The organism is Novosphingobium clariflavum (genome assembly GCF_026420865.1).
In the GTDB taxonomy this organism is placed as follows: Bacteria; Pseudomonadota; Alphaproteobacteria; order Sphingomonadales; family Sphingomonadaceae; genus Novosphingobium; species Novosphingobium clariflavum.
In genome coordinates this window covers 15,699-39,452 of record NZ_JAPCWC010000015.1, presented here as the reverse complement: position 1 = coordinate 39,452, position 23,754 = coordinate 15,699, and the positions used below count along the sequence as shown (strand labels likewise).

The window sequence follows — 23,754 nt, the reverse complement described above, 5'->3', positions numbered from 1 at the left end:
TGCGCTTGAACGCTACCCGAACGGTACATAGAGGCTGCGACCCTTTTCCTTCAGCCAGCGATTGGCCGAAGGCACGCTGCCTTCGAAGATTTTTGCCAGAAAGGCATGGAACGCGGGCGAGTGATCGAAGTGGACCAGATGGGCCACTTCATGGGCTACGACCGAGCGGCGCACCGAATCGGGCGCCATGATCAGCCGCCAGTTGATGCGGATCGATCCGTCCGCCGCGCAGGAGCCCCAGCGGCGATTGGCGCTCGACAGCGCCAGCGCGGGCACGGCTTGCCCGGCCGCGGCGCAGTAATGTTCAAGATCATCCGCCAGCAGCGTGCGCGCCTCGGTTTCCAGCCAGCGCTTGAGCCGTGCGGGCAGCGAGGATTCCGGGCCGCCTACCAGCAGTTCGCCGTCGTCCGGCACCGGGCGGCGGGGGTAGGCGGCATCATGGCGCACGACGAGCATCTCGCCCCGGAAGGAGAGGGGCGTGCCGTCGGCCAGCGGTTTCGCTTCGGGCAGCGCCTCGATCTGGATCGCCAGCCAGGACCGCTTGGACTGGGCGAAGGCGACGGCATCCTCGGTGCGGGTCCAGCGCGGGACCGAGATGCGGATCTCGCTGCCGTCCGGTGCCAGCCGCATGGTCATGCGCCGGGCATTGGCGAGGCGGCGGATCAGGATGGGCACTTGCCGTCCGGCGATCTCGACCACCGGGTCTTCGTCGGGAGCGCGGCGCAGCCAGTCGAGCACGCCTATCGGCTCTCCTGCTCGCTGGCCCAGGGGGCGGGGCCCTCGGCCTCGATTTCCCAGTCCTCCATCTCGTCCTCGCCATAGGGCCAGACGATGTGGTTCTCGAGCGGGCCCGCCACGGTCTCGCTGATCGCCTTGCCTGCCACCGACATGCCCGCCGCGTGCACGGTATTGCGGTCGCCGCTGACGAGATAGTGCCATTCGGGCAGGGGATCGCCGTCCGCGCGCAGGCGGTAGGCGCAGCTTGGCGGCAGCCACGAGAGCTTGCCCGCCGATTCCGGGGTGAGCTTGAGGCAATCGGGCACGATCTTGCGGCGCCCCGGATAGTCGCTGCACTGCGCGGTCTTGAGGTTCAGCAGCTTGCAGGCGACATTGGTGTGGTAGATCTCGCCGGTGTCGGCATCTTCCACCTTGTGCAGGCAGCACTGGCCGCAGCCGTCGCAGAGGGCTTCCCACTCGCCGCGGTCAAGGGTGTGGAGCGGACGCTCCCAGAAGGGTCGTTCCCCGTTCGTCGTCATGATGGCGCGAATTCTACGCTCAGTTCACCCATTTGGCGAGTTCGCTGGCCACCGCCTCGGGGCCCTTGTCCACCGGAAGCATGGCGATCGGCTTGCCGTCGGGGTCCATCAGGTAGGCGATGCGGCTGTGGTCCATCAGGTAGCCGCCGGGCGTGTTCTCGCCCTTCTTGTAGTAGACCGCAAAGGCATCGGCGGCCTGCTTGACCTGTGCGGCGCTGCCGGTGAGGCCGAGCAGGCGCGGGCCGAAGGCGCCGGTCCACTGGCCGACGATCTCGCGCGTATCGCGCGCCGGGTCGATGGTGATGAAGATCGGCTGCACCTTGGCGGCATCGGCCGCGTGGTCCCTGGTGAACAGCGCAAAGCCCTTCATCATCGCCTGGACGTCCATCGGGCAGGCATCCGGGCAGAAGGTGTAGCCGAAGTAGACGATGCGCCACTGGCCCTTGAACGAATCCCAGGTATGCGGCTTGCCGGCCTTGTCGAAGAGCGTGAACGGCCCGCCGATTTCCGCGCCTTCGAGCGGCGGATGCTCCTCGCGGCCCTGTCCGCAGGATGCCAGCGGCACGGCGCAGGCCAGAGCCAGGGTCAGGGCCAGCATGGGCGCGGATGCGGAAACGGCAAGCAGCCGGCGAAACGGGGAAAGGTAGGTCATGGCGCCGCGCTTCATGCTCTGCTAGAGCCGCGCGTGCAAGGGTGCGATTTGACGGCGCATCGGGGCCGGCGTCGGAGACGGACGGGCCGCCCGGACGGCGCCGTGGACCCAGTCTGGAAGGATAATCAAACGTGTCGAAGACGATCTCCGGGAACGCCACAGGGTTTTCGCGCCGGATCCTCGCTGCGGGGCTGGCCGCGCTCGCAGCCGGCATGACGCTCGCCTCGCCTGCCCATGCCGATTATTCGGAAGGCTACAAGTTCCTCGAATCGGTCAAGAAGAAGGAAGGCGAAAAGGTCGAGAAGGCGTTGATGGACAACAGCCAGATCGTCAACGCCAAGGACGTGACGACCGGGGAGACCGGCCTGCACATCGTCACCCAGCGCCGTGACCTCACCTGGCTGGCCTACCTGATCGGCAAGGGCGCCAACGTGAATGCGTCGGACGACCATGGCCGCACCCCGCTGCAGCTGGCCGTCAGCCTCGGCTGGCGCGAAGGCGTGGCGCAGCTGCTCGATGCCAAGGCCCAGCCCGATCCCACCAACGACGCGGGCGAGACGCCGCTGATCTTCGCGGTGCACCGCAAGGACGTCGACATGGTCAAGACCCTGCTCCAGGCCGGTGCCAGCGCCGATCGCGCCGACAACTCGGGCCGCAGCGCGCGCGAGTATGCCAATGTCGAGGCGGGCAAGACCAGCCAGCTGGCGCAAGTGATCGAGCAGTTCGGCGCCAAGGGCAGCAAGCCCAAGGCGGTTTACGGACCCGTGATGTAACCGTGGGGCACCACGCCGTAGCGGAATACTGGCCGGCCGGATGGTGCCGGCGCGAAGGAACAGAGTGATGGAAGAACCTCAGACGCTGGAGGCGCTGCGGCGCCAGCTTGCCCCGGCCATCGCCGATGCCGCGGCATTCGACGGCTGGAGCGTGAAGGCGGTGGACGAGGCTGCGTGCCTCGCCGGGGTCGATCCCGAACTGGCCCGTTATGCCTTCGCGGAAGGCCAGATGGCGATGATTGCGGCGTGGATCGCCCATGTCGATGCCGAGATGGCGCGCCGCGTCCCGGCGGCATCGCTGGCCGGACTGCCGATTCGCGAGCGGATCCGCCGTCTTGTCATGGCCCGGCTCGATGCCGTGGCCGGACGCGAGGAAGCGCTCAGCCGGGCGCTGGCGATCATGGCGATGCCGCGCAACGTGCTCGCCGCCACGCGCCTGGGCTGGCACAGCGCGGACGCCATGTGGCGTCTCGCCGGGGATACCGCCACCGATTACAACCACTATACCAAGCGGGCGATCCTCGGCGCGATCTATGCCGCCACGCTCAAGGTCTTCGCCAGCGACACCAGCGAGGATGCGGTCGGCCCCAAGGCCGAGACCCGCGCGTTCCTCGACCGCCGGATCGAGGGCATCATGCGCTTCGAGAAGGCCAAGGCGCAATGGCTGCGCCCGAGCGAGGAGCGGATCAGCCTGGTGCGGCTGATGGGGCGCCTGCGCTATCCGGCGCGCTGACCCGCTTGCGGTAGCCTTGCGGTGCCGGGTTTCGCTATTTCCTGCCGTTTCGATTGCAGCAATAGCGACAGACATGTCCGGCTAAGCAGGCTATTGCGAACAAGTTGCAATTGAATCGGTAATCTGGCAGCGCAGCCCGCATGACTCTCGACCAGCTTCCTATCGGCCAGTACGCCCGCATCGTTTCGGTGGACTGGAATGCCCTCGTTGAAGAGGAGGCGCGCCGCCTGCGCGCGCTCGGGCTCGAGGAAGGCGCGCGGGTCTCGATCGCGCATCGCGGGATCTTTGTCGGCCGTGACCCGGTCGCCATTGCCGTCGGCCGCATGATCGTGGCGGTGCGCCGCGCCCATGCCCGCGCGATGACGGTGCTGCCGCTCGACAAGGTCCAGGCCGAAACCGAAATCGATGGGGCCGCCGCCGCTGCCGCCAGCCCCGCCAGCCCCGCCAGCCCCGCCAGTTCAGGAGTGGCCGCATGAGCCGCCAGCGCAAGGTCGCCCTCGTCGGCAATCCCAATGCGGGCAAGAGCGCGCTGTTCAACGCCCTGACCGGGGCGCGCCAGAAGATCGCGAACTATCCCGGCGTCACCGTGGAGCGCAAGTCCGGCCGCCTCGTGCTGCCGACCGGCGAACCGGTGGAGATGACCGACCTGCCGGGCGCCTACAGCCTCGATGCCACCAGCCCCGACGAGGAAGTGACCGCCAAGGTCATCGCCGGCCAGTTCACCGGCGAGGCCGCGCCCGACGTGCTGGTGGTGGTGCTCGACGCCTCCAACCTCGAACAGCACCTCGTCTTTGCGCAGGAAGTGCTGGCGCTGGGCAAGCCGACCGTGGTCGCGCTCAACATGGTCGATCTTGCCGAGCGCGACGGGCTGGTGATCGACCCGGCCGTGCTGCAGGAAGAGCTGGGCGTGCGGGTCGTCTCGACCGTCGCCGTGCGCCGCCGCGGCCTTGTCGAACTGGCCGAGGCGATCGCGTCGGCCGAAACCCGCCATCCCGGCCCCGGCCTCACCGCGCTCGGCGCGACCGAGCGCCGCGTGGCCGCCCATGCCATGGCCGATGCGGCGATCCTCTCCGAATCGAAGCGCCACCGCCTGCACGCGCGGCTCGACAAGGTGCTGCTGCACCCCTGGTTCGGCTTCCTGATCATGATGGCGGTGTTCTTCGTGATGTTCCAGGCGGTGTTCGCCTGGGCGACGCCCTTCGCCGATGCCCTCGATGCCGGCGCGAGCTGGCTGCACGACAGCGTCAAGGCGGCGCTGCCGCCCGGCCTGCTGCGCGGCCTGCTGACCGACGGCGTGATCTCCGGCGTTGGCGCGGTGATCGTGTTCCTGCCGCAGATCGTCATCCTCTTCGCCTTCATCCTGGCGCTGGAGGCCTCGGGCTACATGGCCCGGGCCGCCTTCCTGATGGACCGGATGATGTCATTTGTCGGCCTGTCGGGGCGCAGCTTCATCCCGCTGCTGTCGAGCTTCGCCTGCGCCATTCCCGGCATCATGGCGACCCGTTCGATCACCGATCCCAAGGACCGCCTGACGACGATCCTGATCGCCCCGATGATGACCTGTTCGGCGCGCTTGCCGGTCTATGCGGTGATCATCGGCGCCTTCATCCCCAACACCGCCGTGGGCGGCGGCGTGCATCTCCAGGGGCTGGTGCTTTTCGCGCTTTACGTGGCGGGCATCGTCGGGGCCATGGTGGTGGCGCTGGTGCTGCGCAGCACGGTCACCAAGGGCGCGGCTTCGGGCTTCATCATGGAGCTGCCCAAGTACCAGTTGCCGCGCCTCAAGGACATGGCGCTGGGCCTCTGGCAGCGCGCCTGGATCTTCCTGCGCCGGGCGGGCGGGATCATCTTCACCGTCACCGTGGTGCTCTGGGTGCTGCTGAACTTCCCGCAGGCCAAGCCCGGCGAGAGCCAGGTCGATGCCTCGATCGCTGGCCACATCGCCAATGGCCTTGCCGTGGTGGTGGAGCCGATCGGCTTCAACCGCGACATGGCGCTGGCGCTGATCCCGGCCATGGCCGCGCGCGAGGTGGCGGTCTCGTCGCTGGCGACGACGTACGCGGTCGATGCGGGGGACGACGAGGACAAGCAGGCCGTCGAACTGGGCGACCGTCTGAAGGGGCGCTGGACCCTGCCGATGGCCCTCGCGTTCCTGGCATGGTTCGTCTTCGCGCCGCAGTGCATGTCGACGATCGCCGTCACCCGGCGCGAGACCAACGGCTGGAAGTGGCCGGCCTTCATGCTCGCCTACCTGTTCGGCCTGGCCTACATCGCGGCGGGGGCGACCTACTGGATCGCAGTGAGCGCCGGGCTTTAGCAAACCGGGGCTGTAGAAAACCGGGCCTGTAGAAAACCGGGGGAGGCAGACTCGCATCGCCGGTCCCCATTCGCTACGCCGTTCGGCAAAATTCAGAAGAAAGCGATTCCATCATGGCAGGCAGTGTCAACAAGGTCATTCTGATCGGCAACCTGGGTGCCGATCCCGAGGTGAAGTCGTTCCAGAACGGCGGCCGCATCGCCAATCTGCGCATCGCGACCTCGGAAAGCTGGAAGGACCGCGCCACCGGCGAGCGCAAGGAACGCACCGAGTGGCACTCGGTCGTGATCCAGAGCGAAGGTCTGGTCGGCGTGGTCGAGCGGTTCCTGCGCAAGGGGTCGAAGATCTACATCGAAGGCCAGCTGCGCACGCGCAAGTGGCAGGACCAGAACGGTAATGACCGCTACACCACCGAAGTCTCGGTCGGCGGCGTCGGCGGCGTGCTGACGATGCTCGACGGCGCGCAGGGCGGCGGCGGCGCTCGCGGCGGTTCCGGCGGCGGCTGGAATGAAGGCGGTTCCTCGGGCGGCGGCTATGGCGGCGGTGGCCGTTCGGGCGGCGGTTCGTCGGGCGGCAACGACTGGGGCCGTTCGGGCGGTTCGTCGGGTGGCTCTTCGGGCGGCGGCGACGAATGGGGCCGCACGCCTTCGTCCTCGGGCGGCGGCTTCGGCGACGACCTCGACGACGACATCCCATTCTGATCGGCTTTTGCCGGACCGGATCGAAACAAGAAGGCAGCGGAAACGCTGCCTTTTTTGTGCCCGGCGCAGTTCGTTCGGGCGTCCGGCGGACAGACCGGGGAGGCGATGCCGGTTGGGCGTTTACGCGCTCCAGGGCGCTGTCCACTACATGATTGCCCCTAGCATGGCGCGCGCCAATCCTTTGCAAATACCCGATAAATCGCTGTCTTGCAGATCGCCTTCGGCAAGCTGCGCGCGAGATCTGGCGCAAGTCAGGATCTGGTGGTTCGGGAAGGGCAGGCATGTTCGATTGGTTTGAGAAAGAGGCTCCGATCCGCGCCAAGTTCCGGGCGCTGCTTTATCTTCACGGGCTCTGGGGGCTGGTGGGCCTGCTTGGGGCTGCCCTTGCCGCATTCGGCTGGATGGCCCCCGGAATCGGCTGCGCGTTGCTGGCGCTGGTGGGCGGGCTGGTGACGGTCCGGATCAGCGGCAGGCTGATCTGCGACCCTTATGTCGAGACCGTGGTGCGCATGGAGGCGCTGGCGGGCGGCGATCTTTCCAGCCCCATCCACTTCACCGACCACAACGACTGCGTGGGCCGCATGACCAAGGCCATGGCGGTGTTTCGCGACAATGCCGCGCAAGTCCAGCGCAGCGCGGGCGAACAGCAGGCCGTGGTCGAGGGCCTCGAACGCGGCCTTTCGGGGCTCGAGCAGGGCGATATGACGACCCAGCTCGGCCAGCCTTTCGCCGCGGCCTATGAAGGCCTGCGGGCGAGTTTCAACCGCACCGTCGGCGGTCTCGAGGGGAGCATGGGGCAAGTGGTCGCCTCGGCCGAATGCGTGCGCTCGGGCTCGGCGGAGATCCGCGCCGCCTCGGACGACCTGGCCGAACGGACCGAACTGCAGGCCGCGACGCTGGAGCAGACCACGGCCTCGATGAAGCATGTGACCGGCATGGTCGACGATACGGCCCGCAGCGCGGCCGACGTGCGCAACGCGGTGAGCGCCGCGCACGGCGATGCCGACGAGGGCGCCTCGGTCGTGCGCAGTGCCATTTCGGCGATGGCGGCGATCGAGAAGAGTTCGCTGGAGATCAACCAGATCATCGACCTGATCGACGGCATTGCCTTCCAGACCAATCTCCTGGCGCTCAATGCCGGGGTCGAGGCGGCGCGCGCGGGCGATGCCGGCAAGGGCTTTGCCGTTGTCGCCAACGAAGTGCGGGCACTGGCCCAGCGTTCCTCCGACGCCGCGCGCGACATCCGCGCGCTCATCACCAATTCCTCCACCCAGGTGAGCCAGGGGGTCGACCTGGTCGGGCAGACCGGCCGCATGCTGGAGCGGATCGGCACGAAGATCGCCGAGGTGAACGCACTGGTCGATGCCATCGCCAAGGGCGCGGAACTGCAGGCCGATACCCTGGGCGACATCGGCAAGGCCGTGATCAGCATGGACCAGATGGTCCAGCAGAACGCCGCCATGGTCGAGCAGACCGCGGCTGCCGCCCGCAGCCTGGCCTCCGAGGCCGAGGAACTCTCGGGCCTGACCGGGCGCTTCCGGCTGAAAGGGGGCGCGAAGGCCTCGGCTCGCCGTGCGGTGTCGTCGCAACCGGCTATGGTGAGTGCCTCCGCCCCCCCGGCCAGCCCGGCGCCGCGCCTTGCAGCGCTGCCGCCGGTCAGCGGCAATCTCGCCCTGAGCCCGGCCCCTTCCGGGGATGACTGGGCGGAGTTCTAGAGCATTTTCTAATCAGGTGGAATCACCTCCCCGCGTCCGGCTTCCGAAAACTGCAAGTGTCGGGCAGGGATCAGCAATGTTATCTTACACTCGCAAGGTCTAAGGCGGCGCCAGCGCTGCCCGGCCCTATACCTCCTCCGGGCGGCGCACCGGCTATCCGAGGTTTCATCATGCGCCATCTGCCCCTGCTGCTTTGCGCGGCATTCGTTTCGACCGCCGCTACCTTCGCCACTCCCGCGCTTGCCGACGAGGCCTATGTCGAAGGCACCGGCGGCGTGATCTGGAACCGCGGGGATACCAATGCCGTTGCCGGTGCGGCGGTGGGCTATGACGTCGATCTGGGCGAGCGCTTCTTCGTCGGCGCCGAAGGCCTTGCGGAAAAGACGCTTGCCGATGATACCCGCGTGGTCTGGGGCGTGGGCGGCCGTGTCGGCGCCCGCGTGCTGCCGGGCGCCAAGCTCTATGCGGCGGCGAACTGGCAGACCAAGGACTGCCGCGAATGCGGCAGCGCCGTCGGCCTCAGCACCGGCTGGGAGCAGGACCTCAACGAGCAGGTCTACGCCAAGCTCGAATACAAGCATGTGCTGATCGGTGACGGCGAACCCGATGCCGACATGGTCGCTGTGGGGTTGGGCTACAAGTTCTAGAGAGTGTTCCCTTCAGGTGGAATCACCTGACGGCTCGGAAAACGCGTAAAACCGGAAGCGTGGAGCCGGTGATCCGATACAGCCGGATCGCAAACGGCTTCACGCCGTATCGAAGACATACCCCAGCGAGCGCACGGTGCGCAGCGGGTTGCCCGCGCCCACGCCCTTGAGGGCGCGGCGCAGGCGGCCGATCCACACGTCCACGGTGCGTTCGTCCACCGCCGGTTCCTGCTTGCCGAGCGCGGCGATCAGCTGGGTGCGGGTGAACACGCGGCCGGGGTGCTCGATGAAATAGCGCAGCAGGCGTAGCTCGTTGGGCATCAGCGCGATCGGCTTGCCCTGCCAGCGCGCCTGGAAGGCGGCGACGTCGACCGAGAGTTCGCCCTGGGCCAGCACCCGCAGTCCGATGCTTTCCTGTTCGCCGATATTGGCGCCCAGCACCCGGTCGAGCAGGGCGCCGCGGGTCAGCGGGCCGACGATATAGTCGTCTGCGCCCATGCGCAGCGCGCGCTTGCGGTCTTCCTGGTTGTCCTCTTCCAGCACCATCGTCACATGGGCATTCTGCGTCAGCCCATCGGCGCGCAGGCGGCGGCACAGTTCGAGGCCGGACATTTCGGGCAGCACCCAGTCGATGAACACCCAGAGCGCGCCTTCGATCAGCGGCAGGTCTGCGCTGTCGTGCCAGCGGTGCAGCACGACGTCGAAATCGTCATGACGAAAGGCCGCGAGTCCGCCGGAAAGCTCGCATGCCAGGAAGATATCGATCCGCTTCATGACCCCCCTGGAGCGTTTTTTCGCATCGGGCGGAACACCCGATGACGTGGAAAATGCGACAACGGGAAACGGGAGTGTTCGAACCGATGCGATCGGTCCGCAAGCTGCTCCAGCCCCTTGTTGCGCGATGTTGCGAGCGGGTAATTGCCGCGTCAGTGTGACGGGCAAGTGACATATCAATGACATGCCCAAGAAATTGGCCGTAGTTTGAAGGGCGATCTGCCCGTGGCTGCCGCTGTCATCGAAGTGACCCGCAACCGTCACGCCCGCGCAACGCGTCCATGCGAAATATGACAGAGCTGGAACGGGGCAGAAACGGGGTCCGGATCGATGCGCAACGACATGCAGGCTCTTCTCGAACGCGGTGCCTACGGCCTTGGTGGCGGTGATGGCGGCGGCAATATTCCGGCCTGGCTGGACTTGCCCGATCCCAAGGGGTTCCGTCCCAAGCGCAAGTACGAAACCGTGTGGATTTCCGACATCCACCTCGGCACGCGCGGCTGCAATGCCGAGATGCTGGTGGATTTCCTGCGCTCGGTCGAGTGCAGGACGCTCTATCTCGTGGGCGACATCGTCGACGGCTGGCGGCTGTCCAAGGGCTGGTACTGGCCCGATGCGCACAACGAAGTGATCCGCCGCATCCTCAAGATGGCGCACCGCGGCACCCGCGTGGTCTTCGTGGCGGGCAACCATGACGAGATGCTGCGCGACTATGCCGGCCTCACCTTCGGCGGCGTCGAGCTGGTGCTGGAAGCGGTGCACGAAACGAAGGACGGCCGCCGCCTGCTGGTGACGCATGGCGACGCCTTCGACGGTGTGGTGCTCTACCACAAGTGGCTCGCGTTCCTGGGCGACAAGGCCTACGGCGCGCTGCTGCGGGCGAACATCGTGTTCAACGCGGTGCGCCGCAAGCTGAAGATGCCTTACTGGTCGCTCTCGGCCTACATGAAGAAGAAGGTCAAGAACGCCGTCCAGTACGTCTGCAGCTTCGAGGAAGCGGTGGCGACCGAAGCGATCAACCGCGGCTTCGACGGCGTGGTCTGCGGCCATATCCACTGTGCGGAAATCCGCGAATTCGGCGGCATCACCTATTACAACGACGGCGACTGGGTGGAAAGCTGCACCGCGCTGGTGGAAGACGCGGCGGGCCATCTTTCGATCCTCGACTGGATCGCGGAAACCGGAGGGCACACCGCCCCGGCGGACGCCCTCCTGGAGGCCGCCGAGTGAAGCTGACGCTGGCGACCGACGCGTGGCTTCCCCAGGTCAACGGCGTCGTCCGCTCGCTCACCACCACTCTGGATGAGCTTACCCGGCGCGGTCACGAAGTCGATACGCTGACGCCGGACCTGTTCCTGACGGTGCCGATGCCGGGCTATGCCTCGATCCGCCTCGCCATGGCGCCGCGTTTCGGGGTGCGGCGCATGCTCGACCGGACGCGGCCCGACATCGTCCATATCGCCACCGAAGGCCCGATCGGCTGGGCGGCGCGCGGCTGGTGTCTGGCGCGCGGGGTTCCGTTCACTTCGGCTTTCCACACGCGCTTTCCCGAATATGCGGCGGTGCGCACGGGCATCAGCGCCGAGCGGTTCTGGCCGATCATGCAGCGCTTCCATGCCCCGAGCCAGGCGGTGCTGGTCTCGACGCAGAGCATGGCCAGCGAACTGGCAGCGCGCGGCATCGGCCATACCCGCCGCTGGAGCCGGGGCATCGACCACACCCTGTTCCGCGCCGAGGGTCCGCGCCACCCACTGATGGCCGCGCTGCCGGGGCCGGTCATGCTCAATGTCGGGCGCGTGGCGCCGGAAAAGAACCTCGAAGCCTTCCTCGACGCCGATGTGCCGGGCAGCAAGGTGGTGGTGGGCGACGGCCCCGCCCTGGAAAGCCTGAAGCGCCGCTATCCGCAGGTCCATTTCCTCGGCGCGCTGGCGGGCAAGGAACTGGCGAGCGCCTACCGCACCGCCGATTGTTTCGTGTTCCCCAGCCTCACCGACACTTTCGGCCTCGTGGTGATCGAGGCGCTGGCCTGCGGTACCCCGGTTGCGAGTTTCCCGGTGACCGGGCCGGTCGACATCCTTGGCCATGATGGCTGCGGGGGGGACGAACCGCTGGCCCGTCCGGCGGGCGGCGTGGACGAAGACCTTGCCGAGGCCATCCGCGCGGCCCTGAAGGTCGAACGCATGGATGCGGCCGCGCTTGGCGCGCAATTCTCGTGGGAGCGCGCCACCGATCAGTTCCTCGCGGCGCTGACGGCGGCGCTCGAAGGCGATCGCGGACTGCTCAGCGCGGCGTAAGCTCTAGCGGAACCCGAGGCTGCGCGAGATCTGCGCCGCTTCCGCCACGACCAGCTGTGCGAGCTCCGCCAGCCGGTCTTGCGCGCGCGCGGTCGGCGCGGCGATCACCAGTGCGCCGACGACCTGCCCCGCCGCATCGCGGATCACCGCCGCGGTGCCGGTAACGCCTTGCGCCGCCTGATCGACCGTCTGCGCGTAGCCTTGCTCCCGTGCCGCCTCTATCGCCGCGCGCAGCCCGGCGCGGTCCACCAGAGTCGTCGGCGCGAGGCGCTGGGCATTGAGCCGTTTGAGATAGCTCTCCACCGCCTCGGCCGAGCAGGTCGCCAGCAGCGCGCGGCCGCCTGCCGTTGCATAGAACGGGCGCCGATCACCGATGGCGACGAGATAACGCACCACATGCGCGCTTTCGACAAGGTCGACATAGGTCATGCTCTCGCCCTGCGGTTCGCCGACCGCGAGCAGCACCGTCTCGCCGCTGGCGGCGCTGAGGCGGCGCATGCCGTCGCGGATGAGGTCCGAACTCTGGAGCCGCCGCCGCGCCTCGGTGAGCGCGCTGCCCAGCCCGAAAGCGCCGGGGCCGAGCCGCCACATGGCGTCGCTGCCGATCACGAAACCCTCCTCGGCAAGACCCCGCAGCAGGGCGGCAAGGCTGCTCTTGGGGGTGGCGAGGCGGCGGCTGAGATCGGCCAGCGACACCGGCTCGCTGCTGGCGCAGAGCGCTTCCAGCAGGCGGATCACCCGCGTTACCGACTGCGGCGAGGCCGCCCGCCGCTCCGTCACTTGCATACCGTCTGCCATCCTGCCTCACCGAAACGCGGGAATGACTTCGTCCGCGAAGACTTTGGCATAGGCAAGGAAACGCTCCGCCGGAAGCCCGGGCGGCATCATCATCGTCACATGCTCCACCGGCGCTTGTTCCCGCAGGCGGCGGAAATGGTCGATCGCCTCGGTGGGCGTCAGGATGCGCAGCGCGCCGCTGGCCTTGAAGCTCTCGAGGTCCATCGCCTTCATCGCCGGATCGTCGATGCCCACCGCGCTGTCCTCGGCCATCCACGCGGCGTAGGAATTGGTGACGTGGAGGAAATGCGGCGCCAGTTCCTCCATCGCTGCCGTCTTGTCGTGGGCGACGACCAGCGTGAGTTCCTGCACCCAGACATGCGCTTCGGCCGGGTCCTTGCCCTGTTCCTCCAGTTTTTGCCGGTAGAGCGGCCAGACCTCGGCATTGCCGAAGTAGCCGTCGCCATATCTGGCCACGCGCTCCATCGCCCTGGGGGCGAAGCCGCCGATGTAGAGCGGAACCTGTCCCCGGCTGGAAAGGGCGGCGATGCGGGCGCCGTCCAGCCGGAAATGCGCGCCGGCAAAGTCCACCGTCTCGCCCGCCCAGAGCCGGCGGACAACCTGCAGGAACTCGTCGAAACGGGCGCCGCGCTGGCGGAAATCGAGGCCGTGCGCGGCATATTCGCGCGCCCGGTAGCCGATGGCGAGGCCCATCCTCAGCCGCCCGCCCGACAGCGCATCGAGCACCGCGCAATCCTCGGCAAAGCGCAGCGGCTCGTAGAGCGGGGCCAGCGCAATGCCCGATCCCAATGCCATCCGTTTCGTGCGCGCGGCAATGGCGGCCAGCAGGACCATGGGCGAGGTCATGTAGCCATCCTCGGCGAGATGATGCTCGGGCACCCATGCGCCGTCGAAGCCGAGCGCCTCGGTCTCGGCGATCACGTCCAGCACTTCGGCATGAAGCGCCTCGGGCGGGCGGTGCCAGGGCGCCGGATTGCGCATGTCGTAGAGGTATCCGAAGCCCAGTTCCCGCACGCGCGCTCTCCCTTTACGGAGGCGAGCCTAGCGCGGGGCGGCGGCGCGGAACATCGGGGGGCAGGGCGCCGGGGCGATCATCGCTTTCTTCTTTTCACCGGCACCGGCTTTTTCGCGGGTGTCGCGGCGGGGCAGGGCCAGGCCTTGCGGGTGGCGGTGAAGACCAGCGAGGAGGCAGGCGCGCTCAGGCTGCGGGGATTGTCCTCGAGATAGGCCAGGGTCACCTCGCGCAGGCGGCTGATCGTCACGTCCGCGGGAATGCAGCTCTTGAGCTTGTTGGCCTCGCGGGTGGTGTTGAACGCATCGACGGCGCCGGTGATGTAGGCGATGCACTCGTAGGAGTGCTCGACGTAAGTCTTGTCCTTCTTGGGGACGGAGCAGGTCTTGTAGAGGTCATCGCCGCTGTAGAAGCCCGCGCTGGCGGTGATCGGCACCAGACCGAGCGCGGCACAGGCGGCGATGCAGGCCAGTCTTGCGGAGTTCATCGGCGGCGGTCTTCCTTGTTCACGTTCCGGTAAATCGGCGGGAACCGCGCATGTTCCCGCCGACTTCGGAAAAGGCCCAGCCGCTTTGGCCGAGCTGATTTAACCGAGCTGATTTAGCCGAGCAGGCCGGCGGTCTGGGCCAGCAGCCAGAGGCCGATCACCAGGAACAGCAGGGCCGCGACCGTGCGCACCACGTTGAGCGGCACCCGCTTGATGAGGGCGTTGCCGAGGAACACGGCAGGCACGTTGGCGATCATCATGCCGATGGTGGTGCCGGCCATGACCGGGATCACGCTCTGGAAACGGGCGCCGAGCGCGATCGTGGCGATCTGGGTCTTGTCGCCCATCTCGACCAGGAAGAAGGCGATGGCGGTGGCGATGAAGGGGCCGAAGCGGCTGGGCTTGGGCTCGTCGTCCTCGTCGAACTTGTCGGGGATCAGGGTCCAGCCGGCCATCGCGATGAAGCTGAGGGCGATCAGGTAGCGGAACCACTGGCCGTCGAGGAAGGCCGAGGCCTGTTCACCGACGAGGGCGGCGAGGAAGTGGTTGGCGATGGTCGCCACGAAGATGCCCGCGACGATCGGCCAGGGCTTCTTGAAGCGGGTGGCGAGGACAATGGCCAGAAGCTGGGTCTTGTCGCCGATTTCGGCAAGGGCGACCACCGCGGTCGAGGTCAGCAGCGCTGACGAGAAGAGGACGGGCAAATGCAATCTCCGGGCCGGGCGACAGACAAGACAATAGCGCGGCAGAACCCGCCCGGCCGGACGGAGCTGCAACGCCATTGGTCTCGCCCGGACGGTGATCCGTCCTCCCGTGCGCCATGGTCTCTCGACCAAGTATGTTGACGACGGGTCCTGCGGGGACGCAGGCGGCTACTCCCCAGATGACGGGGCGGCGCATAGCCTGCCTGCGCGAAGGGTGCAAAGAAAAAAACCGGCGAAAAAAGACCCGGCCGCATGAAGCGACCGGGCCTTGAGGTGCCGTCGGGAGGGCAAGGGCCTCCCGGTGAGAAAGGCAATCAGAACTTGGCCGAGGCGGACAGCGTGAACACGCGGCCCTGGTCGTACGTGTTGTAGTTGACCTTGCCGTCTTCCATTTGCTGGTATTCCTGATGGCTGCGCCCGGTGAGGTTGCGGCCTTCGAACTTCAGCTCGATCTGCTTGTTTTCCGACAGCTTGATGCCCTGGCGGATCACCAGGTCGATGGTGAGGCCGGGGTATTCGAAGATGTCCGGCTGGCCCGAGTTGGCAAGGCCGCGGCTGACCGCGCGCTTGCTGGCGTAGTTGAACAGGATCGTCTGCTGCGACAGGCTCTCGGTGTCCTCGAAGCCGATCTGGGCATTGGCGATGTGCTTGGACTGGCCGGTCAGCGGCGCGCCATCGGTGAAGTAGTCGGTGGCGAGCGAGGTGCCGGTGCCGGCGCCGTAGATGCGCACCGTGTCGCTGTCCTTCACCTTCAGCTCGGACTTGGTGAAGGTGTAGTTGCCCAGCAGCAGCAGGCGGCGGGTCTCGAACAGGCCGCCCCAGCTGTCCAGCGGCACGTACTTCTGGAACTCGACCTCGGCGCCGAAGAGGTTGGCCTTGGGCGCGTTGGCGTAGGAGGTGATGAAGGTTTCCGAACCGGTCAGGAACGATTCGATCGGATTGTCGATCCGCTTGAAGAAACCGCCCACCGCGACCCGCTGGTCGGGCGCGAAGTACCATTCCCAGCGCGCTTCGGCGTTGTAGAGCTGGCTGTCCTCGAGGAACGGGTTGCCCTGGTAGGTGCGGTTGCTGTCGGGGTCGAAGTAGGGTTGGTAGAGCAGTTCGCGGAACTGCGGGCGGGCGAGCGTCTTGGACGCGCTGGCGCGCACCTGCATGCCGGGCTGGACTTCGTAGGTCAGCGTCAGCGCGGGCAGGAAGTACTCGTTCTTGAGGTCGGTCGCCTTGCTGGGGGCGGCGCCGATCGGGCGCAGGATCGTCGATTCCTTGGCATATTCCCAGCGCACGCCGAGGTCGAACGACAGCGCGTCGGTCAGCTGGCCGTCGAGCTTGCCGTAGAAGGCGTGGTTGAGCAGGCGCGAATCGAACTGCGCGGTCGAGGCATCGGGTTCACGCAGTTCGAGGCCGTAGTTGACGCCGTTGTCCGACAGATACCAGGTGCCCGGCTGGAGCAGCACGTCGAGCCGCAGCAGGCCGAAGTTCGAGATCTGCGTCTGGTCGCCATTGGCGTAGATCGCGAAGGAACGGCGCGTGTTGGTGCGCGAGTTGATCTGGTAGGCATAGCCCACCGTGCCGGTCCAGCCCGGCGCGAACTGGTGCGAGACGTCGGCCCCTGCCGACCACACATTCTCGTTGAGCCGCGAGAAGGTGATCGTCGTCGGGTCCTGGTTGCCGTTGCCGAGACGGTTGACGAAGTATTCGCCGTAAGGATCGGCCTCGGTGTTGGTGCGCAGGTATTCGGCATTGATCTCGTAGGGCGCGAGGCGCTTCGAGTTGGCGTAGCCGGCGCGCAGGTCGATCGTGGTGTCATCGGCGGGCTTGAACTCGCCGACCAGCTGGGTGTCGATCAGCTGGCGCTCGTACCACGCGGTGGTCTGCTCCATGTAGTCGGCATTGGGATTGTTCTCCCGCTTGCCGAGGCGCAGGCCGGTGTGCTTGTCGGTGTCGTGGATATAGACGTTGGTCCAGCGGATCGAGTTCTCGCCCCACTCCAGGCCCATGCCGACGAGGGCATTGGCGACGACGCGGTTGTCGGTGTTGACCGCGGTGAAGTTCTCGAACAGCTGGTCGGGATCGGCGGTCACGCCCTGGGCGCGCTGCTGGGTGATCTGCTTGGTCTGGGTCTTGTTCGAATAGCCCGCCGCCGCGATCACGCCGAGCGTGGCGCCGCCGAGATCGAACCGGGTGCCGGCCGAGATGTCGGCGGACCAGTTCGGCTGGACGTGGTCATCCTTCTGGACCACCGCGTTGCGGCCGTTCACCAGCATGCCGCCCAGTTCCTTGGCCAGGTCGCCGGTCGGATTGATCACCTGGTTGCTGCCGAAGTAGTCCTGCAGCGCCGAGGGGATGGAGCGGTTGCCGTTGTCCCAGCCCGTCCAGTCGGTCTTCGAGCCGTAGTAGGTGTAGCCCAGCTTGTTGGTGGTCTCGGTGTCCCAGCCCAGGCCGCCGCCGAACTCGAGGAAGCTTTCCTCGGGGATCGCCTTGGTGGTGAGGTTGATGACGCCGCCGCCGAATTCGCCGGGGAAGTTCGCCGAATAGCTCTTCTGGACGAGCGAGGAGGCGACGATGCTGGTGGGGAAGAGGTCGAGCGGGACCACGCGCTTGAGCGGCTCGGGGCTGGGCAGCGGCGAACCGTTGAGCAGCGCCAGCGAGTAGCGGTCGCCCAGGCCGCGCACGTAGACGTAACCGTTGCCGACCACCGAGAGGCCGGTCACGCGGCCGAGGGCGCCGGCGATGTCGCCTTCGCCGGTACGGGCGATTTCCTCGGTGGAGAGCACCGAGATGACCTGCGGGGCGGTGCGCATGACGTTGCGGCTGCGCTGGCCGGTGACGATGATCGCGCCGCCGGGGACCGAGATGTCGGGGGCCTGACCCTCATCAGTCCCGTCCTGCGGGCTGGCGGCATCGGCGGTGGTGGTGGTGGCGGTGCTGTCCTGCGCCCACGCCAGGCTCGGCGTGAGGATCGTCGTGGAAAGCAGCAGCAGCGATGCGAGCCGCGGCGTGGTCATGTCTGGTCCCCCTGGAACACTTGGAAATTTCGTTGGCAGAGCGTCGGCTATGGATCCGATGCGATAAAGGGGAGCGGCCGCGAAGGACCGCCCCCCTGAAATCGCAGGCGGTCCGATCAGGTGGTCGGCAGCGCCGTGCAGCTGTAGGTCGAACCGAACGCGCCGGTGGCGTTGTTGCAGGTCCAGCCCTTGTACCAGGTGTCCGCAGCGTTCTTGACGGCGCCGATGTAGGTGGCGGCGTCGAAGTAGCTCGAGAGCGTGGTGAGGCCGGTGTAGGCGGTGACGCCGCTTTCGTTCGTGCCGTTGATGAAGGTGCTCGTCAGCGTCGAGGTGAAGGCGTCGTTGTTGTTGTTGCTGCCCGAGCCGAACTGGCTCTGGGTGTTGGTGGCGGTATAGCTGCCCGAGCCGAGGTACTTGGCCGAGTTGCAGCTCATCACCACCGAGTAGGCCTTGAGCGTGGCCGGCACGGTGCCGGTGCCGTTGAGGCGAAGGCACTCGTTGTTCGGGGTGTTGATCACGCCGTTGGCCAGCGTCACGTCGGCGTTGCCGCGGATCAGCAGCGAGGCGAGGTCGTTCGCTTCGTTGTTCGAGCTGACCGCCGGCTGGACCATCGTGAAGTTGGCGATCACGGTCTTCTGGCGCGGGGTGTCGGTTTCGAGGCCGTTCGAGTCGGCCTCGACCATGGCGTCGCCGCCGCCGCTGCGCTGGAGCAGCAGGACGTACTGGAAGTTGCCCTGGAGGCCGGTGTCGACGTCAAGGCTGTCATCGTCGGCGTTGACCGAGATGTAGTGCTTGAAGTTCACGGCGCCGCCGAAGAACTCGGCGCCGTCGTCCGAGCTGTTGACCGACTGGAAGTATTCCAGCGTGGTGCCGGTGCCGACGCCCTCGGCGGTCAGCGACTGCAGTTCCTTGCCGTTCGACAGCACGAAGCCCGAATAGCGGATCTGCACGTACTTCATCGAACCGGCGTTGTAGGTGTTGTCGGCGCCGCCGAAGACGGCCTTGTTGACCGACCCTTCGGTGTCGCGTTCGCAGGTGGCGGCAGCGGTCGAGCCGTAGTTGCAGTCGGTCACCACGCCGCGGCCGAGCAGCACGACGCCGCCCCACTGGCCTTGCGAGCTGTCGTCGTTGAGGCCGACCACGTTCGAGCGGCTGGTGAAGATGATCGGGGCCGCGGCGGTGCCGACGGCGTTGATCTTGTTGCCGCGGTTGACGGCAAGCCAGGCCGGTTCTGCGCCGTTTTCACCGTAGACGATGACGCCCGGATCGATGGTCAGGGTGACGTTGGTGTCGGCGGTCAGCGAGCGGCTGGCGCAGCTGGCGGTGGTGGTGGCGAAGGGCTTGGCCGAAGTCGGCGCGGCAAAGCCGCCGTCGCAGCCGACGTCGACACGGCCGTTCAGGCGATAGAGCACGCCGGCGACCTTGGGCAGGCTGGAGCTGACGTCGACCAGCGCGGGCAGGGTGCAGACGCGCCAGGTGCCTTCGGGGCCGGAAATGATGCCGCTGTCGGTCAGGCCGCCGGTGGCGTTGAAGCTGGGGCACGAAGCGGCGGCGGTGACGGTGCCCGAAGTGGGCGTCGGGGTCGGGGTGGGGGTCGGCGTCGGATTGTTGATCACGATGCTTCCCGCGCCCGGCGAGGCAACGTCGTCGGCGCCGCAACCGGCAAGTGCAAGTGCGCTGCAGCCGAGCAGCAGCATGCCATGGATAGTCTTCACGTGAGTTCCCCCGTTGGACAGGTCGCTACGAGACGGCGAGTCCGCCTTCGCTGTGAGGGGCGTCTAGGGGGAGGGGGTGACAGTTTGTTGGCGTTACCGTGACAGAAATATTCGGTTGGATGACGGCAATATGACCGTCCGGCCTGCGGTCTTACGCATTTGCCCCCGGATGCGACGGAAAGCGGCTCCGACTCGCGTCCGGCCTCGCGATTCACGGCTTGATTGCATTTTTATGACACTTGCGTCATTTTCTTGCGGACGCGCGTTTTCCGGCGGATGTTGCATGCAATCAACAGATCGAACCGGGAGAACTGCCGTGTCCCTTACCGCCCTTGCCCTCGCCGTCCTGCTCGCCCAGTCGCCCGCCTCGCTGGCTGCCGCCGAGCCGACGCATGACCGTGTCGATGTCGCCTATGATGAACTGTCCGCCGGCAGGGCGCAGGATGCGCTGCGCAAGCTGGAAGCGGCCGGGGCGCCGAAGTCGGACGATCCGGCCACCCTCATCAACCTCGGCGCGGCCTATGTGGCCAATGGCCAGACCGAGAAGGCGCTCGCCAGCTACCGTGCCGCCGTCAACAGCCCGGAGCGCTACGATCTTCAGCTGGCGGACGGGACCTGGGCCGATTCGCGCTTTGCCGCACGCCGCGCGCTGGGCCAGTTGCTGCGCGCCAATGCGCAGGCCTCGCGCTGATCGCGAGTCGGCGGTCCGGTGATGGTCTCGGAGCGGCGCGGAGGGCGGTAATCCGCTCTCCGTCCCCTGCTCCGTCACCGTCTCCGTCTCCGTCCTGCTCACCTCCCTGATCGCCTTCCCCTTCGGGTCGCGCCATGCGGGGAAGGTGGGCGGGCTGCGCGATCTGCCTGCGGTTTGCCGCGAGTCGCGATGGCGGTTTCGTGATTCTTGCATCAGGATTGCAACACGGCGGTCGATTTTGCCGTCTCACCGTCACACACCTGTCATCCGGATAACGCACTTGGCCTCCATACGGAGGGCATGGTGATTCGACACGTTCAGCTTGGCACCCGCAAGTTTCGCGGCGTTTTCAACATTTTTGCAGCGCTTGCTGCCATGGCGCCGGTCGCTGCGAATGCGCAGGCGGCAGGTAGCGCCGATCCGGCCGGCTCCGGCCCGATCGTGGCGGCGCTGGGCTGGCTCCAGGGCACGCTGCTCGGCCATGTCGCCACGGCCGTTGCCGTGATGGCGGTGGCGGCGGTCGGCTTCATGATGCTGACCGGGCGCATGAACTGGCGCTTCGGGGCGACCGTGATCATCGGCTGCTTCGTGCTGTTCGGGGCCGGCGCGATCGTCTCCGGCATCCAGTCGGCGGCGGGCTGAGGCATGAGCCTCGCGCGCTTCCCGGTGCACCGCGCGCTCACCCGCCCGCAGATGTTCGCGGGGGTGACTTTCACCTTCTTCATCATCAACGGCCTGGTGACGACGGAAGCCTTCCTCATCACCAAGAGCTTCTGGGCGCTGCCGGTGGCGCTGCTGGTGCACGGCATCGGCTACGTCGCCTGCCTGCGCGAGCCGCGCATCTTCGACCTCTGGCTCGCCAAGGTCAGCAAGTGCCCGCGCGTGCCGAACTGGCAGCGTTGGGGCTGCAACAGCTATTCGCCCTAGGGCGGATCGACATTCAGCCCATGCGGGCCTGCGAAGCGCGATTATCGAGCATCGCAGGCCCACCTGAACTCAATGTCGATCCGCCCTGGAGCGGGCAATCCGGGGGAATGGGTACGATGTCCGGAAACAGAAAGTCCGCGCTGAAGGGCTGGGGTGCCAAGGAAGCCATGGTGGGCGACCGGCTGCCCTACCAGTCGTTCGTCGATGAGAACGTCGTGCTGCTGCGTGACGGGTCGGTCATGCTCTCGCTGGTGGTGCCGGGTCTCGCGTTCGAGACGGCCGACAGCGAGGAACTGAACGCCCACGTCGCCACCCGCGAAGTGCTGCTGCGCTCCTCGCTCGACGCGCGCTTCGTGCTGTACCACCACGTGATCCGCCGCCGCGTCGAGATCGCGATGGACGCCCAGTTCGACGATCCGCTTGCCGCCCATATCGATGCCCGCTGGAAGGCGCGCACGGGTTCGGGCGCGCTGTTCGTCAACGACCAGTTCATCACCCTGGTCCGCCGCCCCGCGCGCGGCAAGGCGGGCTGGGCGGACAAGCTGTCCCGCTTCATGAAGAATAGCGGCAAGGCCCCCGCCGAAGCCGATGTCTCCGATGTGCGCGCCTTGCGCGCGGTAGCGACGGCGATGGTTGCCTCGCTCGGCTCCTACGGCGCGCGGATCCTCGGCGATTACGAGGGCGCGGCGGGCAACTGCTCGGAAGTGCTGGAACTGGTCTCGGCGCTCTACAACGGCGAGATGCGCCCGGTGCGCCGCCCGGTGGAGGGCACCGACCTTGGCCACATGCTGCCCTATCGCCGGATCAGCTTCGGGATGGACGCGCTGGAACTGCGCGGCGCTGAAGGTTCGGGCTTCGCCTCGCTGGTCAGTCTCAAGGACTACCCCGATTCGACCTCGCCGGGGCTCACCGACGCCTTGCTGCGCCTGCCCACCGAACTGGTCCTGACCGAGACGTATGCCCCCTGCGACCGCCAGATCGCGCGTGAACGCATTGATCTTGCGATCCGCCGCCTGCGCTCGGCGGACGAGGAGGCGATGGCCGAGCGCCGTGAAATGAGCGCCGCGCGCGATGCGCTGGGCACCGGCGCGGTCGGTTTCGGCGACCATCATCTGTCGGTGCTGGTGCGCTCGCCCACGCTCGAAGGGCTGGACGAGGTGACTGCCTCCTGCGCCGCCGCGCTGGCCGATGCCGGTGCCGTCGCGGTGCGCGAGGACGTCAACATGGAGCCCGGCTTCTGGGGCCAGTTCCCCGGCAACGAGGCGATGATCGTGCGCCGCGCGCTGATTTCCAGCGCCAACATGGCCTGCTTCGGCTCGCTCCACGGCTTCGCGATGGGGCAGGCGGGCGGCAACCACTGGGGCGATGCGGTCACGCTGCTGGCCACCACCAGCGCGACGCCGTTCTTCTTCAACTTTCATCAGGGCGATCTCGGTAACTTCACCGTCATCGGTCCGTCGGGTTCGGGCAAGACGGTGGTCATGAACTTCCTCGCCGCCCAGGCGCAGAAGTTCCGCCCCCGCACCGTGCTGTTCGACAAGGATCGCGGCGCCGAAGTGTTCCTGCGCGGCATCGGCGGCACCTACAGCCGCGTCGCCGCCGGGCATCCCACCGGCTTCAACCCGCTTTCGCTGCCCGACACCGCCGCCAACCGCGCGTTCCTGCGCGACTGGCTGGGCGTGCTGCTGGAGGCCAAGGGGCCGGAAGAACTGGCGACGATCGCCGGTGCTGTCGACGCGGCCTACCACAATGATCCCGCGCTGCGCCGCCTCTCGCACTTCCGCGAACTGCTGGCCGGTGCGCGCCGCCCGGAACCGGGCGATCTTGCCAGCCGCCTCGACGCCTGGATAAGCAATGGTCCACATGGGGGCGGCGAACATGGCTGGCTGTTCGACAACCAGCACGACCGGCTCGACTTGTCGGCCCGCGTGCTGGGCTTCGACATGACCGCGCTGCTGGAAAGCCCGCGCCTGCGCACGCCGGTCATGATGTACCTGTTCCACCGCATCGACGAGCGCCTCGACGGCGAGCCGACGATGATCCTCATCGACGAGGGCTGGAAGGCGCTCGACGACGAAGTCTTCGCCGCGCGCATCCGCGACTGGCTCAAGACGCTGCGCAAGCGCAACGCGCTGGTCGGTTTCGCCACCCAGTCCGCGCGCGACGCGCTCGACAGCAAGATCGCCACGGCACTGGTCGAGCAGACCGCGACGATGGTGTTCATGCCCAATGCCCGCGCCCGCTACGAGGACTATTGCGAGGGCTTCGGCCTGTCGCAGCACGAACTCGACGTCATCAAGACGCTGCCCGCGCACTCGCGCTGCTTCCTGATCCGCCAGTCGGACGCTTCGGTGGTGGTGCGCCTCGATCTTTCGGGCATGCCCGAAGTGCTCACCGTGCTGTCCGGCCGCGAGAGCACCGTGCGCAAGCTCGACCAGCTTCGCGAGCGGTACGGCGACGCGCCTTCGGCCTGGTATCCGCTGCTCACCGGCTTCCAGTGGCCAGGTGAACATGATGACGATGCCGCCTGGGGCCAGGCGGCGGAGTAGGGCG

At 67.2% G+C, this 23,754-nt stretch carries 22 protein-coding genes, 1 pseudogene and 1 riboswitch; of the genes and pseudogenes, 13 read left to right on the top strand and 10 right to left on the bottom strand.

The annotated features are described in order from the left end of the window. Positions 1–12 precede the first annotated feature (12 nt). Genes OKA11_RS16820 through OKA11_RS16810 form a run of 3 tightly spaced genes read right to left on the bottom strand, consistent with a single transcriptional unit; the run spans position 13 to position 1,908 of the window. Positions 13–738: a M48 family metallopeptidase gene (locus OKA11_RS16820; RefSeq protein WP_267222402.1), complete on the bottom strand. Its 726-nt coding sequence runs from the start codon at positions 736–738 to the stop codon at positions 13–15. A 2-nt stretch (positions 739–740) separates the two neighbouring features. Next, positions 741–1,256 (bottom strand): YcgN family cysteine cluster protein, encoded by a 516-nt coding sequence (locus OKA11_RS16815; RefSeq protein WP_267222400.1) that lies wholly within the window; start codon positions 1,254–1,256, stop codon positions 741–743. A gap of 19 nt (positions 1,257–1,275) precedes the next feature. Next, entirely contained in the window at positions 1,276–1,908 is a 633-nt protein-coding gene (locus OKA11_RS16810; RefSeq protein ID WP_379489353.1) for an SCO family protein, read from the bottom strand. Positions 1,909–2,039: 131 nt separating this feature from the next. On the opposite strand from OKA11_RS16810, the gene OKA11_RS16805 reads away from it, so the two are divergent. The 7 genes and pseudogenes from OKA11_RS16805 (at position 2,040) to OKA11_RS16775 (ending at position 8,794) form a co-directional block, all read left to right on the top strand. Further along, complete coding sequence (locus OKA11_RS16805; protein ID WP_267222397.1) at positions 2,040–2,681, top strand: ankyrin repeat domain-containing protein; 642 nt, start codon at positions 2,040–2,042, stop codon at positions 2,679–2,681. A 67-nt stretch (positions 2,682–2,748) separates the two neighbouring features. Further along, the gene (locus OKA11_RS16800) at positions 2,749–3,414 is read left to right on the top strand and encodes a COQ9 family protein (protein WP_267222395.1); all 666 of its coding nucleotides are present in this window, start codon (positions 2,749–2,751) and stop codon (positions 3,412–3,414) included. A gap of 140 nt (positions 3,415–3,554) precedes the next feature. Beyond that, positions 3,555–3,782, top strand: a pseudogene (locus OKA11_RS16795) (FeoA family protein); the annotation flags it as partial. Between the two features lie 104 nt (positions 3,783–3,886). After that, positions 3,887–5,731 carry a ferrous iron transporter B gene (gene feoB, locus OKA11_RS16790; protein WP_267222390.1) on the top strand — a complete coding sequence of 615 codons (1,845 nt, stop codon included), beginning with the start codon at positions 3,887–3,889 and terminating at the stop codon, positions 5,729–5,731. 113 nt (positions 5,732–5,844) lie between these two features. Next, positions 5,845–6,432, top strand: coding sequence for a single-stranded DNA-binding protein (gene ssb, locus OKA11_RS16785; RefSeq protein WP_288805359.1), 588 nt, complete (start codon positions 5,845–5,847; stop codon positions 6,430–6,432). A 281-nt stretch (positions 6,433–6,713) separates the two neighbouring features. After that, entirely contained in the window at positions 6,714–8,147 is a 1,434-nt protein-coding gene (locus OKA11_RS16780; protein WP_267222387.1) for a methyl-accepting chemotaxis protein, read from the top strand. A 170-nt stretch (positions 8,148–8,317) separates the two neighbouring features. Then, entirely contained in the window at positions 8,318–8,794 is a 477-nt protein-coding gene (locus tag OKA11_RS16775) for an outer membrane beta-barrel protein (RefSeq protein WP_267222384.1), read from the top strand. Positions 8,795–8,893: 99 nt separating this feature from the next. On the opposite strand, the gene OKA11_RS16770 is transcribed toward OKA11_RS16775, so the two are convergent. After that, positions 8,894–9,568 (bottom strand): response regulator transcription factor, encoded by a 675-nt coding sequence (locus OKA11_RS16770; protein WP_267222382.1) that lies wholly within the window; start codon positions 9,566–9,568, stop codon positions 8,894–8,896. A gap of 330 nt (positions 9,569–9,898) precedes the next feature. Here OKA11_RS16770 and OKA11_RS16765 point away from each other — a divergent pair, with 330 nt between their 5' ends. Next, the gene (locus tag OKA11_RS16765; RefSeq protein WP_267222379.1) at positions 9,899–10,798 is read left to right on the top strand and encodes a UDP-2,3-diacylglucosamine diphosphatase; all 900 of its coding nucleotides are present in this window, start codon (positions 9,899–9,901) and stop codon (positions 10,796–10,798) included. Beyond that, positions 10,795–11,862, top strand: a complete 1,068-nt coding sequence (locus tag OKA11_RS16760) for a glycosyltransferase family 4 protein (RefSeq protein WP_267222377.1) — start codon at positions 10,795–10,797, stop codon at positions 11,860–11,862. The genes OKA11_RS16765 and OKA11_RS16760 overlap by 4 nt, the downstream gene beginning before the upstream one ends. Positions 11,863–11,865: 3 nt before the next feature. Here the strand turns inward: OKA11_RS16760 and OKA11_RS16755 are convergent, their stop codons facing one another. The 6 genes from OKA11_RS16755 to OKA11_RS16730 form a co-directional block, all read right to left on the bottom strand. Then, positions 11,866–12,648, bottom strand: a complete 783-nt coding sequence (locus OKA11_RS16755) for an IclR family transcriptional regulator (RefSeq protein ID WP_267222375.1) — start codon at positions 12,646–12,648, stop codon at positions 11,866–11,868. A gap of 18 nt (positions 12,649–12,666) precedes the next feature. Beyond that, entirely contained in the window at positions 12,667–13,674 is a 1,008-nt protein-coding gene (locus OKA11_RS16750; RefSeq protein WP_267222373.1) for an LLM class flavin-dependent oxidoreductase, read from the bottom strand. A 77-nt stretch (positions 13,675–13,751) separates the two neighbouring features. Further along, entirely contained in the window at positions 13,752–14,159 is a 408-nt protein-coding gene (locus tag OKA11_RS16745) for a Rap1a/Tai family immunity protein (RefSeq protein ID WP_267222371.1), read from the bottom strand. A 113-nt stretch (positions 14,160–14,272) separates the two neighbouring features. Then, positions 14,273–14,863: a TMEM165/GDT1 family protein gene (locus tag OKA11_RS16740; RefSeq protein ID WP_267222369.1), complete on the bottom strand. Its 591-nt coding sequence runs from the start codon at positions 14,861–14,863 to the stop codon at positions 14,273–14,275. Between the two features lie 58 nt (positions 14,864–14,921). Next, positions 14,922–15,053, bottom strand: a riboswitch (yybP-ykoY riboswitch). Between the two features lie 124 nt (positions 15,054–15,177). Next, a complete protein-coding gene (locus tag OKA11_RS16735) occupies positions 15,178–17,868 on the bottom strand; it encodes a TonB-dependent receptor domain-containing protein (protein ID WP_267222367.1) in 2,691 nt (896 codons plus the stop codon). Between the two features lie 116 nt (positions 17,869–17,984). Next, the gene (locus OKA11_RS16730; RefSeq protein WP_267222365.1) at positions 17,985–19,583 is read right to left on the bottom strand and encodes a hypothetical protein; all 1,599 of its coding nucleotides are present in this window, start codon (positions 19,581–19,583) and stop codon (positions 17,985–17,987) included. 316 nt (positions 19,584–19,899) lie between these two features. Between OKA11_RS16730 and OKA11_RS16725 the strand changes: the two genes are divergently transcribed. The 4 genes from OKA11_RS16725 to OKA11_RS16710 all read left to right on the top strand — a co-directional run bounded on the left by OKA11_RS16725 (position 19,900) and on the right by OKA11_RS16710 (position 23,750). Then, entirely contained in the window at positions 19,900–20,274 is a 375-nt protein-coding gene (locus OKA11_RS16725; RefSeq protein ID WP_267222363.1) for a tetratricopeptide repeat protein, read from the top strand. A 300-nt stretch (positions 20,275–20,574) separates the two neighbouring features. Continuing rightward, on the top strand, positions 20,575–20,916 hold the full coding sequence (locus OKA11_RS16720) for a TrbC/VirB2 family protein (RefSeq protein ID WP_267222360.1): 342 nt from the start codon (positions 20,575–20,577) through the stop codon (positions 20,914–20,916). Positions 20,917–20,919: 3 nt separating this feature from the next. Continuing rightward, a complete protein-coding gene (locus tag OKA11_RS16715) occupies positions 20,920–21,201 on the top strand; it encodes a type IV secretion system protein VirB3 (RefSeq protein WP_142632556.1) in 282 nt (93 codons plus the stop codon). 116 nt (positions 21,202–21,317) lie between these two features. Next, positions 21,318–23,750: a VirB4 family type IV secretion/conjugal transfer ATPase gene (locus OKA11_RS16710; protein ID WP_267222357.1), complete on the top strand. Its 2,433-nt coding sequence runs from the start codon at positions 21,318–21,320 to the stop codon at positions 23,748–23,750. Positions 23,751–23,754: the final 4 nt, after the last annotated feature.

Excerpts from the sequence above, each read along its gene's own strand:
- OKA11_RS16815 (WP_267222400.1), bottom strand. The coding sequence starts at position 1,256 with ATGACGACGAACGGGGAACGACCCTTCTGGGAGCGTCCGCTCCACACC.
- OKA11_RS16810 (WP_379489353.1), bottom strand. The coding sequence starts at position 1,908 with ATGACCTACCTTTCCCCGTTTCGCCGGCTGCTTGCCGTTTCCGCATCC.
- OKA11_RS16800 (WP_267222395.1), top strand. The coding sequence starts at position 2,749 with ATGGAAGAACCTCAGACGCTGGAGGCGCTGCGGCGCCAGCTTGCCCCG.
- feoB (WP_267222390.1), top strand. The coding sequence starts at position 3,887 with ATGAGCCGCCAGCGCAAGGTCGCCCTCGTCGGCAATCCCAATGCGGGC.
- ssb (WP_288805359.1), top strand. The coding sequence starts at position 5,845 with ATGGCAGGCAGTGTCAACAAGGTCATTCTGATCGGCAACCTGGGTGCC.
- OKA11_RS16780 (WP_267222387.1), top strand. The coding sequence starts at position 6,714 with ATGTTCGATTGGTTTGAGAAAGAGGCTCCGATCCGCGCCAAGTTCCGG.
- OKA11_RS16775 (WP_267222384.1), top strand. The coding sequence starts at position 8,318 with ATGCGCCATCTGCCCCTGCTGCTTTGCGCGGCATTCGTTTCGACCGCC.
- OKA11_RS16770 (WP_267222382.1), bottom strand. The coding sequence starts at position 9,568 with ATGAAGCGGATCGATATCTTCCTGGCATGCGAGCTTTCCGGCGGACTC.
- OKA11_RS16765 (WP_267222379.1), top strand. The coding sequence starts at position 9,899 with ATGCGCAACGACATGCAGGCTCTTCTCGAACGCGGTGCCTACGGCCTT.
- OKA11_RS16755 (WP_267222375.1), bottom strand. The coding sequence starts at position 12,648 with ATGCAAGTGACGGAGCGGCGGGCGGCCTCGCCGCAGTCGGTAACGCGG.
- OKA11_RS16745 (WP_267222371.1), bottom strand. The coding sequence starts at position 14,159 with ATGAACTCCGCAAGACTGGCCTGCATCGCCGCCTGTGCCGCGCTCGGT.
- OKA11_RS16735 (WP_267222367.1), bottom strand. The coding sequence starts at position 17,868 with ATGACCACGCCGCGGCTCGCATCGCTGCTGCTGCTTTCCACGACGATC.
- OKA11_RS16720 (WP_267222360.1), top strand. The coding sequence starts at position 20,575 with ATGGTGATTCGACACGTTCAGCTTGGCACCCGCAAGTTTCGCGGCGTT.
- OKA11_RS16715 (WP_142632556.1), top strand. The coding sequence starts at position 20,920 with ATGAGCCTCGCGCGCTTCCCGGTGCACCGCGCGCTCACCCGCCCGCAG.
- OKA11_RS16710 (WP_267222357.1), top strand. The coding sequence starts at position 21,318 with ATGTCCGGAAACAGAAAGTCCGCGCTGAAGGGCTGGGGTGCCAAGGAA.